This is a genomic window from Candidatus Erwinia haradaeae (assembly GCF_900698935.1).
In the GTDB taxonomy this organism is placed as follows: Bacteria; Pseudomonadota; Gammaproteobacteria; order Enterobacterales; family Enterobacteriaceae; genus Erwinia_E; species Erwinia_E haradaeae_D.
On record NZ_LR217715.1, the window covers coordinates 46,701 to 70,662 of the forward strand.

The following is a 23,962-nucleotide window of genomic DNA, read 5'->3' on the forward strand; positions in this document are numbered from 1 at the left end:
TGTGAATTATTAAATATACCAAGGCACTATCAGTTTGTAAGCATATCAAGTATATACGTGGTTTGCTCAGTTGTCTCAAAGACCTATCAATGTTCTTCGGAGGCCATAGACAGATATACAATAGTTAATACCATAAAAAGGAAAGCTTGTAGAAAAATAATTAAGATATGAAAAATAGACCACGGTACATTTAGCACCCATTGCGACCACCATGGTAATAGACCGGCAATAAGGATAAAAATCAATTCTCCTGCATACATATTTCCAAATAATCTTAAGCCAAGAGATATTGGTTTAGATAGCAGACTCACGCCCTCTAAAAGAAGGTTAAGAGGTATAAAAATAGGGTGATTAAAGGGTTGTAGGGCAAGTTCTTTACTAAAACCCTTAAAACCTTTTATCTTTATGCTATAAAACAGCATTAAAATAAACACACCAAGAGACATGGATAAAGTAATGTTTACATCAGCAGAAGGGACAATCCGTAATGCTGGGAGGCTTAACCAGCAATGTTCTCCGATATAAGGAAGAAAATCGATAGGTAGTATATCCATAAAATTCATAAGGAATACCCATACAAATATTGTAAGAGCTAGCGGAGCTATTATTTTGCTATTTCCATGATACATTTCACGAACATTTTGATCTATAAAAGAAATGACAAGTTCTATTGCAGCTTGTAACTTGTTGGGTACACCACTTGTTGCTGATTGTGCCACGGTACGAAAAATAACTAAGAAAACACATCCTAACATTACAGAGAAAAATATAGAGTCAATATTGCAAATCCAAAAATTTATGGGAGCCTCATCCGGAGTAACTATCTTCAAGGTGCGAAGATTAAATTGTAGGTGATGAAGATGATGACCAATGTACTCTTTTGTAGATAATGCCTCTCCTACTGCCATGATATCTTGTATCCCTCTTCGAACAAATATTCAATAATTTTCAGTTGTTCTAATGCTTCAACTATAATCTTTGCTCTAGTTTAATCATATCATTATAACGTGATTTCTTTTACATTGAACAACATGAAGAACGTAAGAATACGTAAGATTTAGTCTATACCTGTACTTAATTTCATCCAAGAAGATTTTCTTTTAGTAATAGCTAATTATACTCAATTAACTCAATAATGCAATTAGTAAAGAATGTGAATAATGTACCATATTACTTACAATTTTGGTGCTTGTACTATGATCGATTCTCCTTGACGAGATGAGCTCCTTGAATTTTTGATGACAAATATTGCTTTTTAATGTTTATTAGGGTGATATAATTTTGCATATGTGGCACATGTCTATAATTTAACATATATGGTATTTACCACCTTTGTAATCCTAACACTCGATGGTTAGCAAAGACATGATTATTTTTATATGCTTTTGTGACTATAGGTTATGTCTGTTAAGAATGCGCTGAATCATCTGTTTTTTAATTTTGAATGGCGTAACAATGATTAATATATCTTCTCCATTACATCATGTGTTTATATTCATGGGTGTATCTGGTAGCGGTAAATCTACTGTTGCTAATGCGGTGGCACAAAAGTTAAATATTGCTTTGCTTGATGGAGATTATTTGCATCCACGCACGAATATTGCGAAAATGTCTTCTGGTCATCCATTAAATGATAATGATCGACTGCCTTGGTTGCAGGCTATAAATGATGCGGTATTTGCTATGCAGCGTACTAATGAGTCATCACTGATTGTCTGTTCTGCACTTACGAAAAATTATCGTAATCTTTTGCGACAAGGAAACCATAACATTGTTTTTATTTATTTAAAGGGTGATTTCAAGACTATTCAAGTACGCCTACAAGCGCGTAAAGGGCATTTTTTTCAATCTAAGATGTTAGCAACGCAGTTTGCCACATTAGAAGATCCTGATGAAGACGAAAAGGATGTGTGGATTGTCGATATTAATCAACCATTACAAAATGTTTTAAATGTTACTTTAGGCATAATAAAAGAAGTAAAAAGGAATTTTATGGAGGTTGTATGAATACTCTAACTTTGCTTATCACAGCAGTAGGTTCTGTTTTTTTACTGTTATTTTTAGTCATGAAAGCGCGTATGCATGCCTTTGTGGCTCTCATTCTGGTCTCGGTCTTTACAGCGATTATTTCTGGTATACCACTACAAAATATTGCTTCAATCATGCAAAAGGGTATGGGCGGTACTCTTGGATTTCTTGCTATTGTTGTAGGGCTGGGAGCAATGTTTGGTAAAATACTACATGAAACTGGTGTAGTCAATCAGATAGCAATTTGTATGTTAAAAGTATTTGGTGAAAGTCGTGCTGCTTATGCCATTGGCATAGCTGGACTTATTTGTGCTCTGCCGTTATTTTTTGAAGTTGCAGTTGTGTTATTAATTACTATTGTGTCTTCCGTGGTACACCGGACTGGCAATAATTTAGTAAAATTAGTGATCCCATTATTTGCAGGAGTTTCTGCAGCGTCTGCCTTTCTTTTACCAGGTCCAACACCGATGTTGGTAGCATTGCAAATGCATGCAGATCTTGGGTGGATGATTTTGTTAGGGGTAGGCGCGGCTATTCCTAGCATGCTTATAGCTGGACCAATTTTTGGTAGTTTTATTAGTCAATATGTTGAGTTCCAGAAACTTACTACGGATATAGAACCTCAGTTTGTTTATAGAAAAGTGCCGTCATTTAGCGTAAGCCTGTTATTAATGCTTTTCCCGCTTATCTTAGTTTGTTTAAAAACAATTGGCGTCTGTTTTAGCAACCCAGGGACACATCTATATGGGTTTTTAGAATTAATTGGGCATCCGTTTATCTCTATTTTATGTGCTTGTTTAGTAGCGATTTATGGCATTGCTCGCCCTCAAGGTATGGATAAAGAACGTGTGATGCAGATTTGTGCCTCAGCATTACAACCTGCAGGGATTATTCTTTTAGTGATTGGGGCCAGTGGTGTATTTAAGCAGGTTCTGGTAGATTCCGGTATTGGTGCGGCTTTAGGACAAATGCTTACAGGGTTTGGTTTGCCAGTTGCCGTAACCTCTTTTATATTGGCGAGTGCAATACGAGTGATTCAGGGCTCAGCTACTGTTGCCTGTCTGACTACGGTAGGTCTAGTGATGCCAATGATTGAATCATTGGATTATTCTGGTGCGCAATTAGCAGCGTTATCGATCTGTATTTCTGGGGGTTCAATTATTTGTAGTCACGTAAATGATGCTGGTTTTTGGTTATTTGGTCGTTTTACTGGCGCCACCGAGGCTCAGACATTACAAACATGGACTATCATGGAAACTATTTTAGGAACTATTGGAGCAACTATTGGGATAATAGCTTTTGCATGTTTATAATAATGATGCGGTATATGGTGTGTTGTATCAAATCAGATAATTATGATATACATGGTATGTATAGGATTAGTACTTTTGTATGGTTTTTCAATTATGATGTATGTTTTATCACGATTCTTAAGTATTAAAACTACAGTGGTTTTTAAGTGTTTCTTGATAGAAATATTGTTATTGTATCAGTCTGTATGAGGCATACAATAGCTGATGAATTATAGAGTAGGATATATCCAGATGAGATTATGATGATAGATGCCAGCGCTTGCATTTTAGTGCGAGAGATCTTGTATCTTTTTTAAAAGATATTATGGTTATATTGAGTTGGACCGCATGTACTTTTTCTTTTTGAGGCATAGGTTTATATTTAATAATAGATAAATTTGTTATTTTTAATCGTTTCATCATATAAAATATTAGTGAATGCTAGATTTTTATGCTGCATTTCTATTCCTCAAAACCGGTGATAATTTATTTTTGTAGGCGTGATAAAATATCACAGTATGCTCATCGTATCGTAAAGTAATACTATATGTGTATTGACACGTCTCTTTATTTCTCAGTAATTTCATAAAGAGGTAGCACAGACAGTTCTTTTGGTAGAGTTTGAATGTATAGTACGGTACGTTTCACTGCGTTCACCACTGCTCGTGGAGTAATAGTAGCACCAGTAAATTGATCAAAATCACCGCCATCTTTTTTTACTGCAAATTTTTCTGTGTGACCATTTATGATTTTCTTATTATGGAAGCTCTCAATCCAATTAGAAAGGCGTAATTCAATTTTATCACCTAACCCCGGAGTTTCATGATGCTCCACTATTCGTGTTCCGTACACAAAACCATCAAAGGTAGCACCAACAATGATCTGAATACTACCAGAGTATCCATCTGGTGCAGTGGTTTCAATGGCTGCCGCTATAGGTTTATCATTTTTTTTTGCTATGTATAGTCGGTGTTTTCTAGTATCACCAAGAGCAGGATTGCATACACTGTAACACGAGGATTGTATATTATTATTATATAGTATGGGTGGAAGAACCTCATCTAAAAGTTTTTGTTGTTTAAGTTCTGTTTGTAACTCAATCTCTGGTTGAGTGATTACGTGAATCATTGCTGTAAGACCTGTAGTAATCGCAGCAAATATTGCCAGAGTTACGCCGTTTTTTTTTATCACATCTAGCATTAGAGTATTCTCTTTTTCGTGTGTCCGTATACGCGTGGCTGTGTATAATGATCAATTAAAGGCACACAGATGTTCGCGAACAATACGCCAAAGGCTACACCATCTGGATAACCTCCATAACTACGAATTAACCACGTTAGCAAGCCAATGACTATCGCATAAGTCAAGCGACCATTATTAGTCGTAGAGGCGGTGATAGGATCGGTGGCAATAAAAAATGCGCCCAACATTGTAGCACCAGAAAGCAGGTGCAGAGTCGGTGGAAGCAGGGCAGATGGCGCGTAAAGCCATCCTATACTTGAAAAGAGTGTCAGCGAGACGAGAAATCCTACAGGGATATGCCAGCGGATTGTATGTGTAATTAAAAGAAAGATACCGCCTATTAGAAATCCAAGATTGATCCATTGCCAACAAGAGGTGTTTGTTAAGTAATATCGATACATAGGATTGGTAAAAATTTTATTTACCGCTAGACCTTCATGTAGGCTAGTTTTGAAGTAATCTAGTGGTGTCGCTTGAGTTATACCATCAACATTTGGGTGTAAGGTGGAAGGAATTGATTTAAGATCAATGTGGTTGCAGAGGATTATCTGGAGCGTATCAATCATGCTAGGAGTACAGTTTTGTGTGTTGTAAATCGGAAGCCAGTTAGTCATTTGGACTGGAAAGGAGATTAATAATACAACGTATCCCACCATAGCTGGATTAAAAGGGTTGTGTCCTAAACCGCCATATATTTGTTTAGCAATAATAATAGCAAACATGGTGCCAATAGTTGTGATCCACCAAGGCGAGAGAGCAGGTACGCTGGTGCCTAATATGATTGCAGTAAGGAGTGCAGAGTTGTCTTTTAAAGTTTGTATGATGGGGTAATTTCTGGCTTTGAGCATCACTGCTTCAGTGCTCAACGCAATACTTGTAGCAATTAATATTTGTATGAGGGTACCAAAACCAAAGAAGTAGTATTGCATAGCTATGCCTGGGATCATGGCGATTATAACTAAAATCATAATGTAACTAGTGTTGCTATTATTATGTGTATAAGGAGCAGATGCTATAGGAAAAATCATATAGTGTGTTCTCGGTTTTCTTCTGTGTATTATGTTTTTGTGTATATAATAATATAATTACTAGTTTCACCAGACATATTATGTATGGATTTCGACTGTGTCTACAGTAATTATTGTGGATTTCGCTCCAGTTTACGATTCGAAGGTTCTTTATATACCCTGCCCTCCTATCAGACAATATAATAATGCTATTATACCTATCACTTGTTATTTTTAAGAGATAGAAACCCCTTTTCTTTAGTTTCGTATCTTTAAATACTGATACGTATCTGATACGTAATCGGTTGAGATTATTGAGACTGGCATGGATGGTATTTATAAAAACTAAGTAGTGCGTTGATAGATTTTTTTATAACCAGTTGTGTTTTTTTTGCAATATGTGTTTCTATATAGCAACAGAATTTGTGTGACTATAAATAATTTAATACGCATGATTTTTATGGTTGACACGTTCGCGTAATAATCTTTTTTTTCGCGCTTCAAAGCGAGCTTTCGCAAGCTTAGAGCGTTGGTTTTCTAGATCTATTGCCTGAATCAAAGCTTTTTCTTTTTGATAGTAGTGTACTAGTGGGATATGACTTGGGCAGACATATGCACAGGCGCCACATTCAATACAGTCTGCAATATTGTATGCGCGAGCTTTCACATGATCATGGCCTTGACTAAACCAGTATAACTGTTGTGGTAGTAAAGAGACTGGACATACATCAGCGCATTTACCACAACGAATACAACTTTCTTCTTGTTTTTTTTGTTTCAGTTCTTTAGTGGATGGTGCCACAATACAATTAGTTGTTTTAACTATTGGAACGTAATAATTCTGTAGGTGTACGCCCATAAGTGCTCCTCCCATAATTATGATTTGCTGGATCTCTGGATATAAACCAGCATACTTAAGTAGGTGGCTCACAGGCGTACCTAGTCTTACCCAAATATTACCGGGACGCACAATAGAAGAACCAGTGATTGTTACTACGCGTTCAGTGAGTGATTCTCCATTTATTATCGCGCGTTTGACAGCAAAAGCAGTGCTGATATTCTGAACAATGATACCAATTTCAGGAGCGTGTCCACCACGAGGGATCTCCTTACCAGTAAGTACTTTGATTAGCTGTTGAGCACCACCAGATGGATATTTCGTTGGTATTACACAAAGACAGATGTCTGTAGTATGGCTGAGGGCTTTCTGGAGGGAAAGGATAGCCTGTGGTTTATTATTTTCAATTCCGATTAAGACTTCATTGGCTTGCAGGATCCATGCTAAAATGCGAATTCCCTCTATAACTTCTTTAGAGCACTCCTGCATTAATCGATCGTCAGCTGTAACATATGGTTCACACTCTGCAGCATTAATGATTAATGTTTTTACTTTATTTAACCCGAACTGAATTTTACGCGCGGTCGGGAACCCTGCTCCACCAAGCCCAGCTATACCAGATTGCTGTATCCGTTCTATAATTTTAGAACGGGCTATATCATGATAGTTACTTAATTGTGGTGTATTGCACCATTGATCTTCACCATCTGGCTGAATAAATAAGCATGTTTCTAACATAAGTGTATGTGCTGTCATATGCTGAGCTATTTTTGTGACGACACCAGAAGTGGGGGCATGAATTGGTAACATACGATCGTTACCAAAAGTGAGAGCTTGACCTCTTAAGACTTTATCACCTACTTTTATACCAATCTCGCTTTCAGGCCCTACGTGTTGCTGAATAGGTACAATAAAGCTCATGGGTAACGGTAGCCGACGTAGTGGCGTACTATTAGATTGAGCTTTCATATTAGGTGGATAAATTCCGCCCTTGAAGTCCCAGATCTTATTGTGTTTAATTTTATTAAAGAGGTTTAACATCGGGATTGTACCGGAATCATTTTTTCCACTGGGATGTTATTAATAGTCATGTGACGTGAAATATTGGTAGTGTATGTGACATACATCTCAATACAGTGAGTTGGACAAGAAGCCACGCACAAATTGCATCCTGTGCAAATGTCACTTACTACTGTATGCATCGTGCGCTTCGCACCAATAATGGCATCTACTGGACAAGTGTGGACGCATTTCATACAACCAATGCAGTATTCTTCACGGATCCATGCAATTTGATTCTTAGGTTGGCGTATAGATGTATCTCCTAGAGGTTGTGGTTCGATATTGAGTATGGCTGCTATAGCTAGCATGGTGTGTTCTCCACCAGGGACACATTTATTTATCATTTCATTTTTTTTACTAATCGCATGTGCGTAGGGTCTACATCCTGGATATTCGCATTGCCCACACTGACTTTGCGGTAAAATGGTGTCAATTTGATCAACAAGAAGGTCATCTTTTACCATAAATGTTTTTGAGGCATACCCTAGGAGACCGCCGCTAATTAAACTAATAATGCTTAAAACCAAAATCGCTGTCCCGATAGCACTCATCATACTTTAATAAGTCCAGTAAAGCCCATGAATGCCATTGCCATTAAACCCGCAGTAATGAGGGTAATCGCTGAACCTTTAAATGGTGCGGGTACGTTAGCAAGGGCTAAGTGCTCTCGTATACCAGAAAATAGCACGATCACCAGTAAAAAGCTCATGGAAGCGCTAAATCCATACAGAGCAGCCTGCATAAATGTATGATGAAGATGCACACTTAAAAGAGGCACGCCCAGAACTGCGCAATTAGTTGTGATGAGTGGTAGAAAAATACCGAGTAGTCGATAGAGATGTGGGCTTGTTTTATGAACTACTAGTTCAGTGAATTGGACTAGAACAGCAATAAGCAGAATGTATGTCGTAGTACGCAAATAAATGAGATCTAGAGGTACTAGAATCAAAAGATTGACCAACCAAGCACAGATGGAAGAAAGGGTAATCACAAATGTTGTCGCAAAACCCATACTAATTGCTGTCTCCATTTTTTTAGATACACCCATAAAAGGGCAGAGACCAAGAAATTTTACTAATACAAAATTATTGATTAGTACTGTGCTAAAAAAAAGAAGCAGATAATCAGTCATTATGTGCACCACAAAGAGCGAGATTTGGCTAACGTGTCTAACATTCTTATGTAATATAGGTTATGTATTTATAGGTTGCCATCTATACGGTGCTACACCTCATTAGCGTGAACTTAAAAGTACCATTTGCAGTAATATTGCAATATTTTTAGGGATATCATTAAATTTTTTGATGATGAATCAGTACGTATAATGTATATCTATTTTAGTGGTGTCAGCGTATTAGTCTGCGCTAATACATGTAAAATATCAAGGTAAGAGGGGAAATTAATGTGTGGTAAAAGATTTTTATATATGGTTATTACAAGATATTCGGTACATCGCACTTTAAAAAAAATCTAGTGTGTTCGGAGTGAAGTGAAATAACCTGAAGCTGATTATCAATCTAGAATCGCATGGCAGCTCGCATGTTTTTGTGTGTATACTAAAGGAACATATATAATATATGTATATGTCATATATAATATATGTATATGTAGTGCGTTACACTATATTCATTACCTTGCGCGCGTATTTTTAAGAAACCACCATTGCCATTATGCTCAAATCTCTTGAAACTATTAATTATACTATCCGTTTAAAAATAACTTATTTAACTGAGTTTACGTCTCATGCTTTAGGTATAATATGTTTTAGTTTGCATTCTATCTTACGTAAACATACAAAACCTAGTATGTGTTTTATCATAATTTTTATGAAAAAGAATTAAGTGTATGATAGTACAACACCCTATTAATTTCCTCTAATTTTTAATGGAGGTGAGAGCTCTATTCTGTGGTTACAGGTGTCTGAAAAGTATTTTCTTATTGGAAAGTGCATTTAAATTCAATACAACAGTCTATCCTCGTTGAGGAGTTTTCTACTGTACACCATGCTTTTTCATGTAGTTATTAAGCTGGTTAATTTGGTGATCTGTTTTTTTCTTCGTTTGCTCTGACATTTAGTGCAGTAGCATTCAGGCGATATCAACTACTTTAAAGTTCTGTTCGAATGGATAACATTATGTTTAAAGATCTGTAAAGAAAATTACCATGTCAGTAGTACGATAGGTTTTTTATGATGAGAGAGTTGATTTTTTGTGATAGATTTTACATTCAGATGGCTATATCTTGTAAAGAGGTAATGACACAACTGTCATTAGTGTAGGACTTAGTGTTTGTGGGTGTTTATATATGACAATGTTTCGTTATATTCTATAGGTCTCTAATAAAGGCATAGAAACAAAAATATATCAATGAGATATAGCTTTGGCCATGCATTTTTTATATATGAAGCAGGGTGATATTTATTTTCAATATAACACCAAGATAAAAATGTCCTAGATCATACTACGGTATGAAAAGTATATCGTTAGGGCTGAGTATATGCATGCTCATTGCGTTATATAAAGTGGGGTTATTAGTGAATATTTGAGTGAGGTGGCAGACTAAGGATTTTATTTGAGTGAGGGGATGTATTCATGTACCAAATGTTCATTTGGGTGTCACTAATGATGGTGTAGTTATACTGTAGAGGTGATGACGATACGTAATCAGAGTTTCACATCACTTACTGTGTGGTGATTAGATTTTATTAAGTTTTGGTATACGGACCTCGTTTGTGTTGTACTACTGAAGGTACAGTATCATATAGATGCGAGGTAGATGATAGTGTGTTTAGCGGAGGGAATTTGGATAAGGGTATTATTAATGAGGCGGTTAATGAACTTAAGACCATTAATGATATGTTACGATGGGCTGTCAGTTATTTTGCTTCTTCTAACGTATGTTATGGTCATGGCAGTGATAATCATTGGGACGAATCTATACAGCTGATTTTACCAACGCTCTATTTACCATGGGATTGTCCAGAAAGTCTATATACTGCCAGACTAACATATAGCGAGAGGCAGCGTATTGTAAAGCGTGTTGATCGTCGGGTGCGTGAGCGTATTCCTGTAGCGTATTTAACGAATAAGTCTTGGTTTTGTGGCTATGAGTTATACGTAGACGAACGTGTTTTAGTACCTCGTTCACCGATTGGTGAGCTGATTAGTCATAAGTTTTCAGGAATTCTTAAGAGTGAACCTAAGTATATTCTTGATATGTGTACGGGCAGCGGGTGCATAGCCATTGCCTGCGCCCTAGCTTTTCCACAGGCAGAGATTGATGCAGTAGATATTTCTAGTGCTGCGTTGGAGGTTAGCAATAAAAACATATATGCGTATGGTTTACAGAAACGTATACAATCTATCCATTCTGATTTATTTAGAGAACTGCCGCACAAGCAGTATGATTTAATTGTTACAAATCCGCCATATGTTAGTGATGAGGATATCAATGCTTTACCTAATGAATATCATCATGAACCTAGGGTGGGATTATATGGTGGTCAGGATGGTTTAACAATTACTTTGCGAATTCTTAGTCAAGCCACGCAGTATCTTAGTGAAGATGGTGTGTTGATTTGCGAAGTTGGTGGAAGTATGGATAATTTAATCAAAAAATGCCCACAAATGCCATTTACTTGGCTACAATTAGATCAAGGCGGTGAGGGAGTATTTGTGATGTCTAGAAAACAAATAATGGAGTGTTAGTGTTAAAAAGTTTCATTAGAGTGGTATCAGAGTGGTAGGTCGCTTGCACAGATTATGGCTCATACAGTGTTTTATAAGAATCTCAGAGACCAGATAAGATATATTATCGTATATCTTCAAATCAAGATTATGATAGTATTTAACATAGAAAATCTTAAAACAAGCAATCGAGAGTTAGTAACTTATATGCATAGATAAGCGCTAAAGGTACAGCGATGTATGATATAATATAACTTTCTAGTAATCCCGAAGATATATGGTTGATAACATGAACAATGATGAGTAAACAAGGTCGTATTATATTGTAGTGATATGCGAAGAGCATAGCTTATTGATCATGTGATTTAGCAGGTTGTAATGATTTCATACACGACAGGAATAAGGAGAATTATATTATCAACATGTAATAACTTAGCGGGATATCTCACTAATTATGTGCATGGCAGTTTGTCTTTTTTGATTATATCTGGTGAGCCTTGCCAATGCAAATATATATATTACCTATAAATTTTAATCTATATCTCAGATTCATATACACATGAGAGGTTTTTGTTATGTATTCTAGAATATTATCTGGTAATCCACTAAATATGATATTGTGATGTGATGATATAGCACGTAATAAGCAATTTGAGATGTAATGAATGCATTGTAGCGTGACGGATATGATGTGGAAATCAGACAACAATCAAATACGTTACAGCTTCATAAATGTCAATATTCAAAAGAAGGGCTATACTGTCTAGGTTTACTGAAATAGTTGGAAAATATTGCAAGATATTAATAGTATTCTTTAAACATTAATGCCATTGTCATCCTGTTTTTTGTGAGTGACTAAATATATTATCATACCAGGTACATAGAATAATAGTGATAGAAGTATGTTGAATGGCCCTGATGCGTATAGGAGCCAGATACCATAGGCGCTTGCACCAGCTGATATGAAACTTAGCATAGGTTTTTTTAACTCTTGCGTTACTCGAAAAAGATAAGCTCCAACTAGCAAGTATGGTACAAGTATCATTTCTGAAGCGATAGTTAACAAAGTACTATAATTACAATGTGTTACCCAAATTATAATTAAGCAAATCTGTACAGAGAGATCTGTTAGATATAGAGAAAATTTTGGAGCACTACAGTTATGTTGTAGTTGTAGCGGATGAATTTTACATGCGCTATTTTGTACGGCAATCAATGGGACTTCTGCGGCCATAATTGTCCAACTAAGATATGACCCGCATACTGAAATAATAAGACCAACAATTATGATAATGCTACCCCAAGGCCCAATTAAATAATTCATCAGTCCGGCCATAGATGGATTATGCATTGTAGCTAATTCACTGCGTGGTATAACCCCTAATGATAGCAGGCTAGTTAGTAAATAGATTCCTAAGGTTGCGAGAACGGCCATTATAGTAGCACGACCAATATCGTTTGTATCACGTGCGCGTGATGACATCACCACTGCCCCTTCAATGCCAATAAACACCCAGAGAGTGACTAACATACTGTCCTTAACTTGTTGCCATACTGATGTACCTAGGGATAGACCAGTAAAGTCAAAACAGAAACAAGGGTACTGAAAGGCATGAGCCGCTAACAGGATAAATAACCCCAAAGGAATGAGCTTTCCTAATGTTGCTATGAAGTTTATACTAGCTGCAGTGCGTAGACCCATTAAGACTAGTGCATGAATGAGCCATAATAATAATGAAGCAGACAGCAGGGATTGCCAAGTATTGCCATTGCCAAATATGACATGATTTGGAGAATCAACAAAAAAACCTATAGCAGAACACACAATTACAAGATAAGAAGCATTTGCAATCACTGTGCATAACCAGTATCCCCAAGCAGAACAGAAGCCAATGAATTTACCAAAACCTTCTTGTGCATAAATAAAAATACCTCCTTGCAGAGCAGGCTTCAGCCTGCTTAATAAAAGAAACACTAAGGCTAACAGTATTACACCACATCCCGTAATACCCCAACCTATTAGAAGCGCTGCGGGGCTGGCAACTTCAGCCATATTTTGCGGTAAATTAAAGATACCTGCACCTATCATTGAGCTTAGAACTAGGGCGGTCAGAGCACTTAAATCTAGCTTTTTATCCAAAGGCATACTCCAGACATAGAAAGTGCATGAGTCATATTGTTATAGTTTATTGCATCATGATTAGAGTTAGAGTGAATATGTGTACATTTATATAATCTATAACGGTTTGATATCATGAAGATGCTTCTAACGTGTATTGTGCTCGCTTACTGTGTTTTTTATGTTTTTTGAATCGGTAGGTCCTATCTATAATTGCACAGTAATGGATGTGTTACTTAATGATTAACTTATATTGTATTAGGTCATGATAATGTGTATCTGAATTGCAAGTGCTAGATGGTTATGTCATCTATAATTATGTGACCTATCTGAATATGGTGTAAGGTTTTGACCTATAAGTCAAGTGCGCGGCATACCTTAGAGTGCATAGCCAGTGGTATTCATTTTATGTCTATGGTGATGCTTGATACTAAAAGTTTGTAATAAGTCTTATTCCACCTCATAGTGTGGTTTTGAGGTTAACAGAGAATTGACAGAAATTGCATTCCTTATCAGCGTGCCTGTGCAAGTTCATTAAGTATTTTTAGCAAAAGATAGAACTCATCTAATGTTGATCTGTAAAGACTATTTAGCAAGAATAGTGTTATTCATTTGTTTAATGAACAAGTGTTGAATATTTAATTGAGTATGTTTTATAAGAAGATATTTGCATAGATTGTATTTGTAATGAATATACTTTCTTGGTGATTTTTTTTGATCAGTGAGCCGATGTTTAATGAGAGCCATGTATATTACATATTAGGTTATTAATAGTCCGTAAATATCATAAATGTGTATTGTACTAAACGCCTACACTATCGTATCGACACTACTATCCGATGCCTAGATTATAGATATGACTGCAATATGGTTTTTTAAATATTGCAGCATATGCATTTTTTTCTGGAATACTTATGATTCTGTCACGTGTTAATCCTATTATATTTTAGATAATTATTATACCAGATTCATATAGCGAATGAATTATCTTTCGTGACGAATTTTCTATTTTTGTGTAGACATAGTTCTACTGCAAAATTACTTATAGCCATTTTGGGTGTGGTAGTTTAAAAACGATCTGTGTTTGTTAAAAAGTCATGACTTAGTCGCATGTTGGAGATTGTAACATTTGCTGATGCTTTATGAGCAGCATGTAGAGATAAACGCTATCTCTAGCGACCATCTTATAATAATATATTAAGGAGTATAATACTTCTATTAGCTATGAGAGGAAAGAAAAAGTTTATCGTGTTCTTTCCTAATCATTTTTTGTAAAGAACTCGCACCCTCCTAATAAGCGTAATATATACGTGGATTATGTGATAGACATACAACGACGGATGTTTTTACATAGCCAGCACTATGCATAATCTGATAATGTATCATTTGTGTTTAACGAGGATGTCAATTTTTTTGCATACTCCAATAAATCTTGAAGCAAGATCTTCTTATCGTCGTGATCCCGATATTTCTCATAAAGTGTATGAATTTTTTTCACATATTCTTGCATGTATGTAGGATGAAAAACATTACGTCTATACTCTAGCCAATCTTGTTTTTCTGAAGAAGTCAGAGAAAATGGAAAATTGCGTGCGCGAAATCGAAATAATAGTTTTTTAATACGCGTATCGTATATTATTAGATTCAGATTACTTGTGTTTTCTATTGGGGTATGACGAATAACATCTATTATATGACGGTCGGCGTCGTTAAAGAAACTTTCATACAACTGTGTATCTACATTGTCTGACAGGAGGTGTTCTGGTTTTTTTTTATATAATTGCATTACGTTTTGTGAGATTTCTGGATGTTGGTTCAATCGTGCAAAATTATTAAGATAGAATGGAAGATCTGCTCCAATACGTTGCGCATCTGTATCACGAAGTGTATGGGCTGGTGCTATCATGGGGCATTTATTCATATATATGAGCTGGAGTGGTAAATCAGGAGCTTCATGAATCGCGTCATAAGCAGCTTGCACGTTCATGCTGACCATTTCGGAATTGAGAGCTATCAACGACGTAATATCCTTGCTGAGATCACAAGTGATGAGTGCATTCTGATTATACGGATGCCACGCAAGTGGAGAAACGCATGTAGCATTCCCTCTTTTTTTGCCGAATATGCTTGAGATATAGACTAGTATCTGCTGATGCGGTATCTTGATTAGTTTTTTCAGCTTATTTTTATGGCGGTGAGCATAGAAGAAATGATACAGTTTTGGTTGTTTTGATTTAATGAGTCGCGCTAATCTAATAGTAGCATATACATCAGATAGTGCATCGTGGGCATTCCGATGGACAATGTCATTTTCTTGTGTAATTCGTTCTAGGCGGAAGCTAGGAAATCCATCTTCATTTTTGGGCCATTTGATACCGTTTGGACGTAAGGCATAACATGCTCGCGTTACATATAGGAGATCCCATCGACTATTTTGATTTTTCCAGCTCCATGAATACGGATCATAAAAATTTCGATAGAAAAGATAACGACTGATTTCATCATCAAAATGTATGTTATTATACCCGACAATACAAGTATTTGGTACACAGAATATCTTATGAATCCGCTGAGCGAACTCTGCTTCATTGACCCCCCGTGCATAGGTTAGTTGTGGCGTAATTCCAGTGATTAAAACGGCTTCTGGTTGTGGAAGATAGTCATTAGCCGGCCAACAATAAATCACCTCTGATTCTCCGATAGGGTTTAAATTTATATCGGTGCGTATTGCAGCAAATTGTGCTGGACGATCCAATGATGGACTCGTTCCAAAAGTTTCATAATCATAAAATAAAAGAGTAGGTTGCATGGTAATAGTTGGGTTAAGTGCTGATACTTCACAAGTTATCTGTCAGTTGTATACCAGCGTAAGGTTCTTGTGTAGTGAGCGTAAGATCTGTTCGTGGAGTTAAATATTATTTTTTATATGCGTACTATCTTGTGTATAGCCCGCTTTAGCATAAATATAGCACAGTATTGCTATCATAATGTCAGATATAAGTAGAACGACTGATTTTTTTATAAAAATGTTATTAATGCTGTTTTTAGTGTGTTGATTTTAACACCTGAACCAACAGATATAGATCTTAGGCAATATATATAGATTAGTGTACCATCTTTAAAGAATTGTACTATTAGAGATAATATATGTTTATAGACAATCTGTCACTAGAAGCAAAATATTTATCACACTTGCAGTGTTAAGTGTTAATTATTCAATTATGTTAATAGCATACATTTCTATTTGTAAGCGATATTATAGCAGAATATGGTACAATAGTTATACATAAATATCACGTAATAGATTGTTTTATATTGGTGAGTGTATTAGACTTTTTTTATAAAAAATAAAGTATAGAGATTAGATATATGGGATAATAATAGAAGTGATATTGGTGTTTTTATGGTTAGACAATAGTACGATTTTGTATGTTAAATAGGTGTGGTTTATTGCTGCTATCATGGTTATTTCTTGGTGATACTTAATATAATTATACATAATATAGCAGAATTCCTATTCTCTATTATGTAATAGAAGGTTTAGCTCTGCTTGTTTATCACCTAGCAATGATCCCACAGTATCATGCAGGGATAAGCACCGTAATATATAACATTATTGTTAACAGAGGTTCATGAGTTTAAAGCATAAAGCAGCAGTGTTTTATCAGGGACGCTACACTATGGTGTTTACATTCTTGTAACATGCATATAACTATGATATGGAGTGATCATTGATCACAAAAAGTAATGTGTAGAAAATAAGTAATACACTCCTAATGCTCAATGCTAATAGGTGTGAATGTAGGAATTTTGTCTTTAGTGCTGAGTATTAGGACAGGTATCAAGGGTTGGTATTATGTGCGTGTCCAAAATATCATAACATTTTTTGTTCCGAAGTACAGTTTGTAAGATTCGTTAATGTAGCTTTGTTCGTTGATACTCACATTAATAGCTATTAAGCATCCATTATTTATTTTTATGACTAAGCGAAGTGAATATAGATACGTACAGTTTAATTTTTTAGAGATATGTTATTTGTAGTTATATGATCATTATATTCTACTTTAGACTGAACATATTATTGTATTTGATTATTTTTTAGTATTGAAAATAAATACCAATTAGTATGCGATGACTACTTTTCCACACATATGTCCCGCTAAAACTAATTCGTGTGCTTCTAAAAGTGTATCTATATTTAAACCATGAAGCTCTGTTTGTAAAGAGGTTGTGAATATTCCCTGATCCACCATGTACGATATCTTGTTAAGAATTTCACCTTGGCGACTAATATCTGGAGTATTAAAAAGACTTCTGGTATACATGAATTCAAAATGCAGTGATACACTTTTACGTTTGATTTCTCTCATGTTAAGAGGTGCAGAATTGTCTACTATGGTGCAAATTTTCCCCTGCGGAGCGATTATGTTACTCATGTCTGACCAGTGTGCGTCAATAGAATTTAGACAAAAAATATAATCTATCTGAGTTATACAATGTTTCGCGAGTGATTCTGGCATGCATTCATGATTAATCACTGTATCCGCTCCGCGACTTATACACCATTTAGTAGAGCTTTCACGTGAGGCAGTAGCTATTGTTTGTACTTGACTACACGATTTAGCGAATGGGATGGCGAGCGATCCTACTCCACCTGCTCCACCAATGATGAGAAGTTTTTTGTCGGCATCCGTGTGATTAAGACGTAGGCGGTCAAACAATCCTTCCCATGCAGTTAGTGCCGTTAAAGGTAGTGCTGCTGCTTGAGACCAGTTTAATTTTTTTGGTTTATGCCCGGCAATACGTGAGTCAATGAGTTGGTGTGTAGCATTACTACCAGCACGAGTAATATCACCGGCATAGAAAACCATATCTCCTGGTTTAAAATTCCGTACTAAGCTACCTATTGATATTACAATACCACTAGCGTCCCAGCCAAGTACGCGTGGTTTGTGCAAACCATTTTTGTTTGCTTGTTGTCTAATTTTTATATCAATTGGATTAACCGAAACCGCTTTAACCTCAACGAGCAAATCATACCCATGAGGGTGCGGCATTTGGTTCTCTAGTGTAATAAACTGAAATGGGTTTGCTGGATTCAGAGCAATTGCTATGTATGTCATAGGACGATCATTGAAAATTTCGAAATAATAAAGTAGATACTATCAATATGTCATGCTAGTCAGTGTGCTAGTCAAATAACTATCATGTGTGTTGACAGATTGTATTTGTATTATAACTGAAATCGATATGATGTCAAATCATAGATGAATGATCAGATGGTTATTATATGTAGTATGTCGATTCATCTAGTGAAAATGATAGGATTTTCAGTGTAAAATGATTTCCTTATTCAGTCATAATTATAGCAGATCCATAGTTTGAAAAGAGATTTCTGTCTATCATTATGATGTAGTTATTTTTGATTACAAGGGGGGTGCGTAGTTTTTTTAAACTAAATTGTCCTGACGCAACTCTGCCTTCATATATGCATAGTAAATAGGAGCGGCAATGACTCCTGATAGGCCAAAAGTAGATTCAAAGATTAGCATGGCTAATAGGATCTCCCAGGTTTTTGCATTAATACAACTACTAAAAATACGGGCGTTAATAAAATATTCTAATTTGTGAACTAGAATAAGATATATTAAAGAAATTAGTGCAGCTTCAAGGGATATAGAAAGTCCAATGAGTACAATCACTGCATTAGAAATCAAGTTGCCAATGATTGGTAATAATCCGGTAAAAAAAGTTAAAACTACAATGGTTTTAGCAAAAGGAAAAGGTGGTACAAACAGAGGAAGGATGGCAAATAAGAAACATCCAGTTAGTACGGTGTTAAATACAGATACATTAATTTGTGCAAAAATAACATGATGAAAAGCTTCCGAAAGAATGTGTAGTCGATCTAGAATTGCATCTTTTAGAGGTGCGTTAAGGTGATTCTTACTTTCTTTGCGAAGAGAAATCATGGCGCCTAGTACGACTCCAATCAGCATTGTCGCAGCAGTATGTGCTGCAGTATGTCCAAAAGTTTTCATTGCAAAGTTTGTATTTAACCAGCTTAAAATTTTCTGTTGTAATTCTGTCATATCTAATGGCAAGTAGTGAGTAATTAAGGGAGACAGCGTGCGTTGAGCATCTTGGAATAGTTGACTAACTGCCGTATGATAATCTGAAAGATTTTGGAAGTCATGTAGAAGGAATTTTATTAGTTGTTTTATCCCTAAGGCTATCACAAGGACTAACAAAATGCTAAGTAGCATAATACTAATCCAGCGCGCTATGGGTCCCTGAACTAAGCGTTCTACAAGAAGAGTTAACCCTAGGATAATCTCATATGTGAGAAATCCGGTTAAAAAACAAGGCAGCAAATGAAGGGGAAAGATAGCCAATAATGCGGTGAACACTAGTATAAAACTAATTGTTTTACAAAGTACAACGCCATTTTCATGCCTTTTTTCCATAATGCATCCTCATAATACCAGATAGATCTCTGTATACCTTTTAGTAGTATACTATGTGTATGATAGTATGATTATACGCATCAGTAGTATGATAGCTATATATTCATGTTTCTTCAGAAAGAAATCCATAGTGGTTTAGAAAGAAAGGTAGTCAACATTCATCAATACGCAGCGTTAGTTTGTTAAGAGTTTATTATAATATAAGTATACGTTATGTTCGTCTGATGAGTTAGGTGGTATATGATGACTGTGTCCCTCGATAATAATCTTGTATCTGTATTTGTAATTACTTCAATTTTAGACATAGAAGATGATTAGAAGATGATCATTTTATCTAGATGCATGAAAGCAGATCCTTTATTTTGGTTCATTCAGGATTACTGTTTGATCTTGGAGGGTTATATGAGCATTTAACATTGTGTCATGAATGTCGATATATTCCGATATAGCGAATGTATGAATAATCAGACAGAAAGTAAGGCGTGTATATTGTTCGGGAAGCTTAGGACTGCTTGTATCAATCCATATTTTTTGGACGATACGTATCATCGCAGAATGATATTCGCGTAATATGTGTACCGTTTTGTTTTTTTATGTGACGCAATCCTAAGCGTAGTAGTAAAAATATTTTTGAGTAGCATATGTTGAGAATAAGATATCATGTTCTTCCTTTAGAAGGAATATGATAGTTTTTATTGATTACACTGGTATTACTAGTATTAATTTTTTCAGAACTCATGCTGAGTACAATATGCATATTTGCGTTATGCTTTGATATATAATGTTACTGATAGTTTTACAGAAATTCTGTTACAAAAGATAAGTTATCCGCAATCTATTTTATTTTATATGATCTGACGTGATAGGACGGAACTGTGCGTCTGACTCTCATGATCTTATTTTTCTATGTGTTTTCATTTTAGTATGCATCCTGCCAATTTCAAGAGATATTTTGTTCATATCAGGAAAAAGGTATTATACACCCTAATAGCGTAGTGTAGATCATGGCTCCAATAATCTATTATAACAACCATACTATACATTTAGAATCACAATGGATTACTTACAGTAGTTCTCTGCATATGCTGTGCCTTATCTTGCATTCATAATTGTCTGTGGTATGACTAATGTGCTTTTTAGCATTCTTAAAACAACGCATTTTATATAATTATGTAAATTTTGAATTTTTCATATAGGAGAAATATCTATTGGAATCTAGTGTCATGCATAGTCTGTTTATAATTGGTGCAATGCTAGTAGCTATAAGTATCTTACTAAGTTCGTTTTCATCAAAATTAGGCATTCCTATACTGGTTATTTTTCTAGCTATTGGTATGTTAGCTGGAGTTGATGGTATAGGTAAAATTGCTTTTGATAATTATCCAGCAGCTTACTTAATTAGTAATCTTGCTTTAGCTATTATTCTCCTGGATGGCGGTATGCGTACTCAGATTAGTTCTTTTCGAGTGGCTTTAGGTCCAGCGTTATCATTAGCTACAATCGGGGTTCTCATTACTGCTGGCTTAACTGGGGCAGCTGCGTCATGGTTATTTAGCCTTAATCTATCTAATGGTTTTTTGATTGGATCTATTATTGGTTCCACAGATGCTGCAGCAGTATTTTCTCTTTTAGGTGGAAAAGGTCTTAACGAGCGTGTTAGCGCCACACTAGAGATTGAATCAGGCAGTAATGATCCCATGTCTGTTTTTCTTACTGTAACTCTTATAAACATGATCCAAAGTCACAATAGTGGCGTGCATTTAATATTAGTAGTACAACTTATGCAACAATTTGGGTTGGGTATAATTTTTGGCCTATCTGGAGGTTGGGCGTTGTTGCAGTTGATTAATCGTGTATCGTTAGCTAGCGGCTTATATCCATTATTAGCTGTTAGTGGGGGGATTCTAGTGTTTTCCTTAACCACTACATTAGGAGGTAGTGGTATTCTTGCGGTATACTTATGTGGTTTTATCTTAGGTAATCGCCCGATTCGTAATCGTCATGGGATCTTACAAATTTTTGATGGAATGGCTTGGTTAAGCCAAATTGGTATGTTCTTAGTATTAGGTTTACTAGTCAATCCTGGTGACCTTGTGTTAATCGCGTTACCAGCTACTTTGTTGTCTTTATGTTTGATCATCATAGCTCGTCCACTCTCTATTATGATTGGGTTGTTACCTTTTCGTGGTTTTCATATTCGGGAACGTATATTTATAAGCTGGGTTGGATTACGTGGTGCATTGCCTATTATCCTTGCAGTATTTCCAATGATGGCGGGGTTGCCACAAGCTACGCTATTTTTTAATATTGCTTTTTTTGTAGTGTTAGTATCACTAATGGTGCAAGGTACATCTCTTGCCTGGGCTGCGCGTAAAGCGCGCGTAGTAGTACCACCCTTGGCATCGCCTATTGCTCGTATTGGGCTAGATATTCATCCCCAAAATCCATGGGAGCAGTTTATTTATCAACTTAGCGCAGATAAATGGTGCGTCGGAGCAGCACTGCGCGACTTACGTATGCCGTATGAAACACGTATTGCTGCTCTATTCCGTGAGAATAGATTAGTACATCCATCTGGAAGTACACGCTTAAAAGAAAATGATGTTTTATGCGTTATTGGTCGTGAACGGGATTTATCCGCACTTGGTAAACTATTTAGTCAGTCTCCACCTGTGTCTGATCAGAGGTTTTTTGGTGATTTTATTTTAGAAGCAGATGCTCTTCTACAAGATGTTGCACAAATTTATGGCATTGAACTAGATGCCGAAACAGATACTCAGCAAACACTTGGTAAAATGGTTTCAAGCATTATCGGAGCAACACCTGTCGTAGGGGATCAAATTGAGTGGAAAAATATCCTATGGACTGTGGCAGAAAAAGCCGAGCATGGGATTATTAAGATTGGTGTGAGAGTACAAGAGGGCTAACTTAGTAGTTTACTATGTATTAAAACATACATTTTATGTATATAATGTTAAAGACTTGGAGTCTCATTTAGATTTAAAATTTTGATATTCTCATGTCCTTATTGGGACTGTGATAAACAGCGAGCCACCTTTCTATGCTTCATTAATTTGAAGGGAAAGGATGTATGTTTTATGGTTTTTTTAAAAGAATGATCTGTTTTTTATTGGTGTCTGGATGATGTTTCATTATTAGATAGTTGAATTTGTAATAGATCGTACTGTTATAAATTGCGCTTGCCCTGTATCTGTAAATGCTTTGCGTAAGCAAAGATATTACGAACGTTCGTGAGTGTAGTATATCATTTACATGCAAAATATTCACGTTTTTTATGTTGCGCAAATCTGATTAAGACATGTCATCATAATACGAGATAGCTGTTATGTGTTATTTAGCAAATGAATCACCACTTATTTGGAAGTAAATAAGTGGTGATTTAAAAATTTTCTCAAAAAAACTGCGACGCTAAGGTCTATGGTTTATCTTTAATAGATTGTTCGCTAGAAAATAATTGCGTATTTTTTTAGACAGAGTTATAGAGAACATTAGCTAGAAGATAGTTGAGCGGTGTATGCGTATTCCACGACATTATAGTCATAATAATTCTCACGGTCTATTGATATCTATACATAGTACAGGGTTTTAAATAACCATATGCACAAGTTAATGACGTCCTGTATGCCCAAAACCACCGGATCCTCTGATGCTAGAATTAAGGTTTTCCACTATATTAAATTCTACCTGGATGATAGGCAGGAAAATGATTTGAGCAATACGTTCACCAGGTGTAATAAAAAATGGACCTATGCCGCGATTCCATGTTGAAACCATAATCTGTCCATGGTAATCAGAGTCAATTAAGCCTACGAGATTGCCTAACACAATGCCATGTGTGTGTCCTAGTCCAGAACGTGGTAATATGAGAGCAGTAATCTGTGGGTTAGAGATGTCTAGAGCTAAACCCGTGGGGATTAAACAAGTACCTCCAGGACGCAAAAGCATTTTATTATCTATACATGCTCGTAGATCTAAGCCAGCAGAACCGGCAGTGGCATAGGTTGGCAGAGGAAATTCGATGCCCATTCTGCTATCTATCACTTTAATATTAATTTTATGTGCCATTTTTTCGCATTATTAACCAGAAAACAGTGATTGAAAAGGTGTGTTTTAGATCACACTGGGGTATTTAACATATGTCGCTTGAGATGTTAGTTAGTATTAAAGAAGAAGCGGTGTTATACATATCACCAATGACGT

General features: G+C 35.9%; 14 protein-coding genes and 1 pseudogene. 4 read left to right on the forward strand and 11 right to left on the reverse strand.

The features are described 5' to 3' along the window. Window positions 1-86: 86 nt before the first annotated feature. Window positions 87-908: a F0F1 ATP synthase subunit A gene (gene atpB / locus ERCIKOCA2762_RS00145; RefSeq protein ID WP_157988221.1), complete on the reverse strand. Its 822-nt coding sequence runs from the start codon at window positions 906-908 to the stop codon at window positions 87-89. A gap of 550 nt (window positions 909-1,458) precedes the next feature. Here atpB and gntK point away from each other — a divergent pair. Both gntK and gntU read left to right on the forward strand, forming a co-directional pair. Then, the gene (gntK, locus tag ERCIKOCA2762_RS00150) at window positions 1,459-2,007 is read left to right on the forward strand and encodes a gluconokinase (protein WP_157988750.1); all 549 of its coding nucleotides are present in this window, start codon (window positions 1,459-1,461) and stop codon (window positions 2,005-2,007) included. Next, window positions 2,004-3,341 (forward strand): gluconate transporter, encoded by a 1,338-nt coding sequence (gene gntU, locus ERCIKOCA2762_RS00155; protein WP_157988222.1) that lies wholly within the window; start codon window positions 2,004-2,006, stop codon window positions 3,339-3,341. The genes gntK and gntU overlap by 4 nt, the downstream gene beginning before the upstream one ends. Window positions 3,342-3,887: 546 nt before the next feature. Here gntU and rsxG read toward each other — a convergent pair. The 5 genes and pseudogenes from rsxG to rsxA all read right to left on the reverse strand — a co-directional run bounded on the left by rsxG (window position 3,888) and on the right by rsxA (window position 8,601). Further along, window positions 3,888-4,520 carry an electron transport complex subunit RsxG gene (gene rsxG / locus ERCIKOCA2762_RS00160; RefSeq protein ID WP_157988223.1) on the reverse strand — a complete coding sequence of 211 codons (633 nt, stop codon included), beginning with the start codon at window positions 4,518-4,520 and terminating at the stop codon, window positions 3,888-3,890. Beyond that, window positions 4,520-5,590 (reverse strand): electron transport complex subunit RsxD, encoded by a 1,071-nt coding sequence (gene rsxD / locus ERCIKOCA2762_RS00165; RefSeq protein ID WP_157988224.1) that lies wholly within the window; start codon window positions 5,588-5,590, stop codon window positions 4,520-4,522. The genes rsxG and rsxD overlap by 1 nt, the downstream gene beginning before the upstream one ends. 445 nt (window positions 5,591-6,035) lie before the next feature. Continuing rightward, window positions 6,036-7,448, reverse strand: a pseudogene (rsxC, locus tag ERCIKOCA2762_RS00170) (electron transport complex subunit RsxC); the annotation flags it as partial. Beyond that, window positions 7,442-8,020, reverse strand: coding sequence for an electron transport complex subunit RsxB (rsxB, locus tag ERCIKOCA2762_RS00175; RefSeq protein WP_157988751.1), 579 nt, complete (start codon window positions 8,018-8,020; stop codon window positions 7,442-7,444). The gene rsxB and the pseudogene rsxC, both read right to left, overlap by 7 nt. After that, window positions 8,020-8,601 carry an electron transport complex subunit RsxA gene (rsxA, locus tag ERCIKOCA2762_RS00180; RefSeq protein ID WP_157988226.1) on the reverse strand — a complete coding sequence of 194 codons (582 nt, stop codon included), beginning with the start codon at window positions 8,599-8,601 and terminating at the stop codon, window positions 8,020-8,022. Before rsxA ends, rsxB begins: the two co-directional genes overlap by 1 nt. A gap of 1,669 nt (window positions 8,602-10,270) precedes the next feature. On the opposite strand from rsxA, the gene prmB reads away from it, so the two are divergent. Then, window positions 10,271-11,176, forward strand: a complete 906-nt coding sequence (gene prmB, locus ERCIKOCA2762_RS00185; RefSeq protein WP_157988752.1) for a 50S ribosomal protein L3 N(5)-glutamine methyltransferase — start codon at window positions 10,271-10,273, stop codon at window positions 11,174-11,176. 793 nt (window positions 11,177-11,969) lie between these two features. Here the strand turns inward: prmB and ERCIKOCA2762_RS00190 are convergent. The 4 genes from ERCIKOCA2762_RS00190 to ERCIKOCA2762_RS00205 form a co-directional block, all read right to left on the reverse strand. After that, window positions 11,970-13,295, reverse strand: coding sequence for a basic amino acid/polyamine antiporter (locus tag ERCIKOCA2762_RS00190; RefSeq protein WP_157988227.1), 1,326 nt, complete (start codon window positions 13,293-13,295; stop codon window positions 11,970-11,972). A 1,339-nt stretch (window positions 13,296-14,634) separates the two neighbouring features. After that, the gene (gene sbcB / locus ERCIKOCA2762_RS00195; RefSeq protein ID WP_157988228.1) at window positions 14,635-16,083 is read right to left on the reverse strand and encodes an exodeoxyribonuclease I; all 1,449 of its coding nucleotides are present in this window, start codon (window positions 16,081-16,083) and stop codon (window positions 14,635-14,637) included. A 1,312-nt stretch (window positions 16,084-17,395) separates the two neighbouring features. Further along, complete coding sequence (locus tag ERCIKOCA2762_RS00200) at window positions 17,396-18,397, reverse strand: zinc-binding alcohol dehydrogenase family protein (RefSeq protein WP_157988229.1); 1,002 nt, start codon at window positions 18,395-18,397, stop codon at window positions 17,396-17,398. A 327-nt stretch (window positions 18,398-18,724) separates the two neighbouring features. Then, window positions 18,725-19,741, reverse strand: a complete 1,017-nt coding sequence (locus tag ERCIKOCA2762_RS00205; protein WP_157988230.1) for an AI-2E family transporter — start codon at window positions 19,739-19,741, stop codon at window positions 18,725-18,727. A 1,223-nt stretch (window positions 19,742-20,964) separates the two neighbouring features. On the opposite strand from ERCIKOCA2762_RS00205, the gene ERCIKOCA2762_RS00210 reads away from it, so the two are divergent. Next, complete coding sequence (locus ERCIKOCA2762_RS00210) at window positions 20,965-22,668, forward strand: potassium/proton antiporter (protein WP_415017147.1); 1,704 nt, start codon at window positions 20,965-20,967, stop codon at window positions 22,666-22,668. A 700-nt stretch (window positions 22,669-23,368) separates the two neighbouring features. On the opposite strand, the gene dut is transcribed toward ERCIKOCA2762_RS00210, so the two are convergent. Continuing rightward, entirely contained in the window at window positions 23,369-23,827 is a 459-nt protein-coding gene (gene dut / locus ERCIKOCA2762_RS00215) for a dUTP diphosphatase (RefSeq protein WP_157988232.1), read from the reverse strand. Window positions 23,828-23,962 lie beyond the last annotated feature (135 nt).

What these genes read in the sequence shown, in the direction of transcription:
- ERCIKOCA2762_RS00210 (WP_415017147.1), top strand. Translation starts at nt 20,965, where the DNA reads ATGCATAGTCTGTTTATAATTGGTGCAATGCTAGTAGCTATAAGTATC.
- ERCIKOCA2762_RS00205 (WP_157988230.1), bottom strand. Translation starts at nt 19,741, where the DNA reads ATGGAAAAAAGGCATGAAAATGGCGTTGTACTTTGTAAAACAATTAGT.
- rsxB (WP_157988751.1), bottom strand. Translation starts at nt 8,020, where the DNA reads ATGAGTGCTATCGGGACAGCGATTTTGGTTTTAAGCATTATTAGTTTA.
- rsxD (WP_157988224.1), bottom strand. Translation starts at nt 5,590, where the DNA reads ATGATTTTTCCTATAGCATCTGCTCCTTATACACATAATAATAGCAAC.
- rsxA (WP_157988226.1), bottom strand. Translation starts at nt 8,601, where the DNA reads ATGACTGATTATCTGCTTCTTTTTTTTAGCACAGTACTAATCAATAAT.
- ERCIKOCA2762_RS00200 (WP_157988229.1), bottom strand. Translation starts at nt 18,397, where the DNA reads ATGACATACATAGCAATTGCTCTGAATCCAGCAAACCCATTTCAGTTT.
- rsxG (WP_157988223.1), bottom strand. Translation starts at nt 4,520, where the DNA reads ATGCTAGATGTGATAAAAAAAAACGGCGTAACTCTGGCAATATTTGCT.
- dut (WP_157988232.1), bottom strand. Translation starts at nt 23,827, where the DNA reads ATGGCACATAAAATTAATATTAAAGTGATAGATAGCAGAATGGGCATC.
- atpB (WP_157988221.1), bottom strand. Translation starts at nt 908, where the DNA reads ATGGCAGTAGGAGAGGCATTATCTACAAAAGAGTACATTGGTCATCAT.
- gntU (WP_157988222.1), top strand. Translation starts at nt 2,004, where the DNA reads ATGAATACTCTAACTTTGCTTATCACAGCAGTAGGTTCTGTTTTTTTA.
- sbcB (WP_157988228.1), bottom strand. Translation starts at nt 16,083, where the DNA reads ATGCAACCTACTCTTTTATTTTATGATTATGAAACTTTTGGAACGAGT.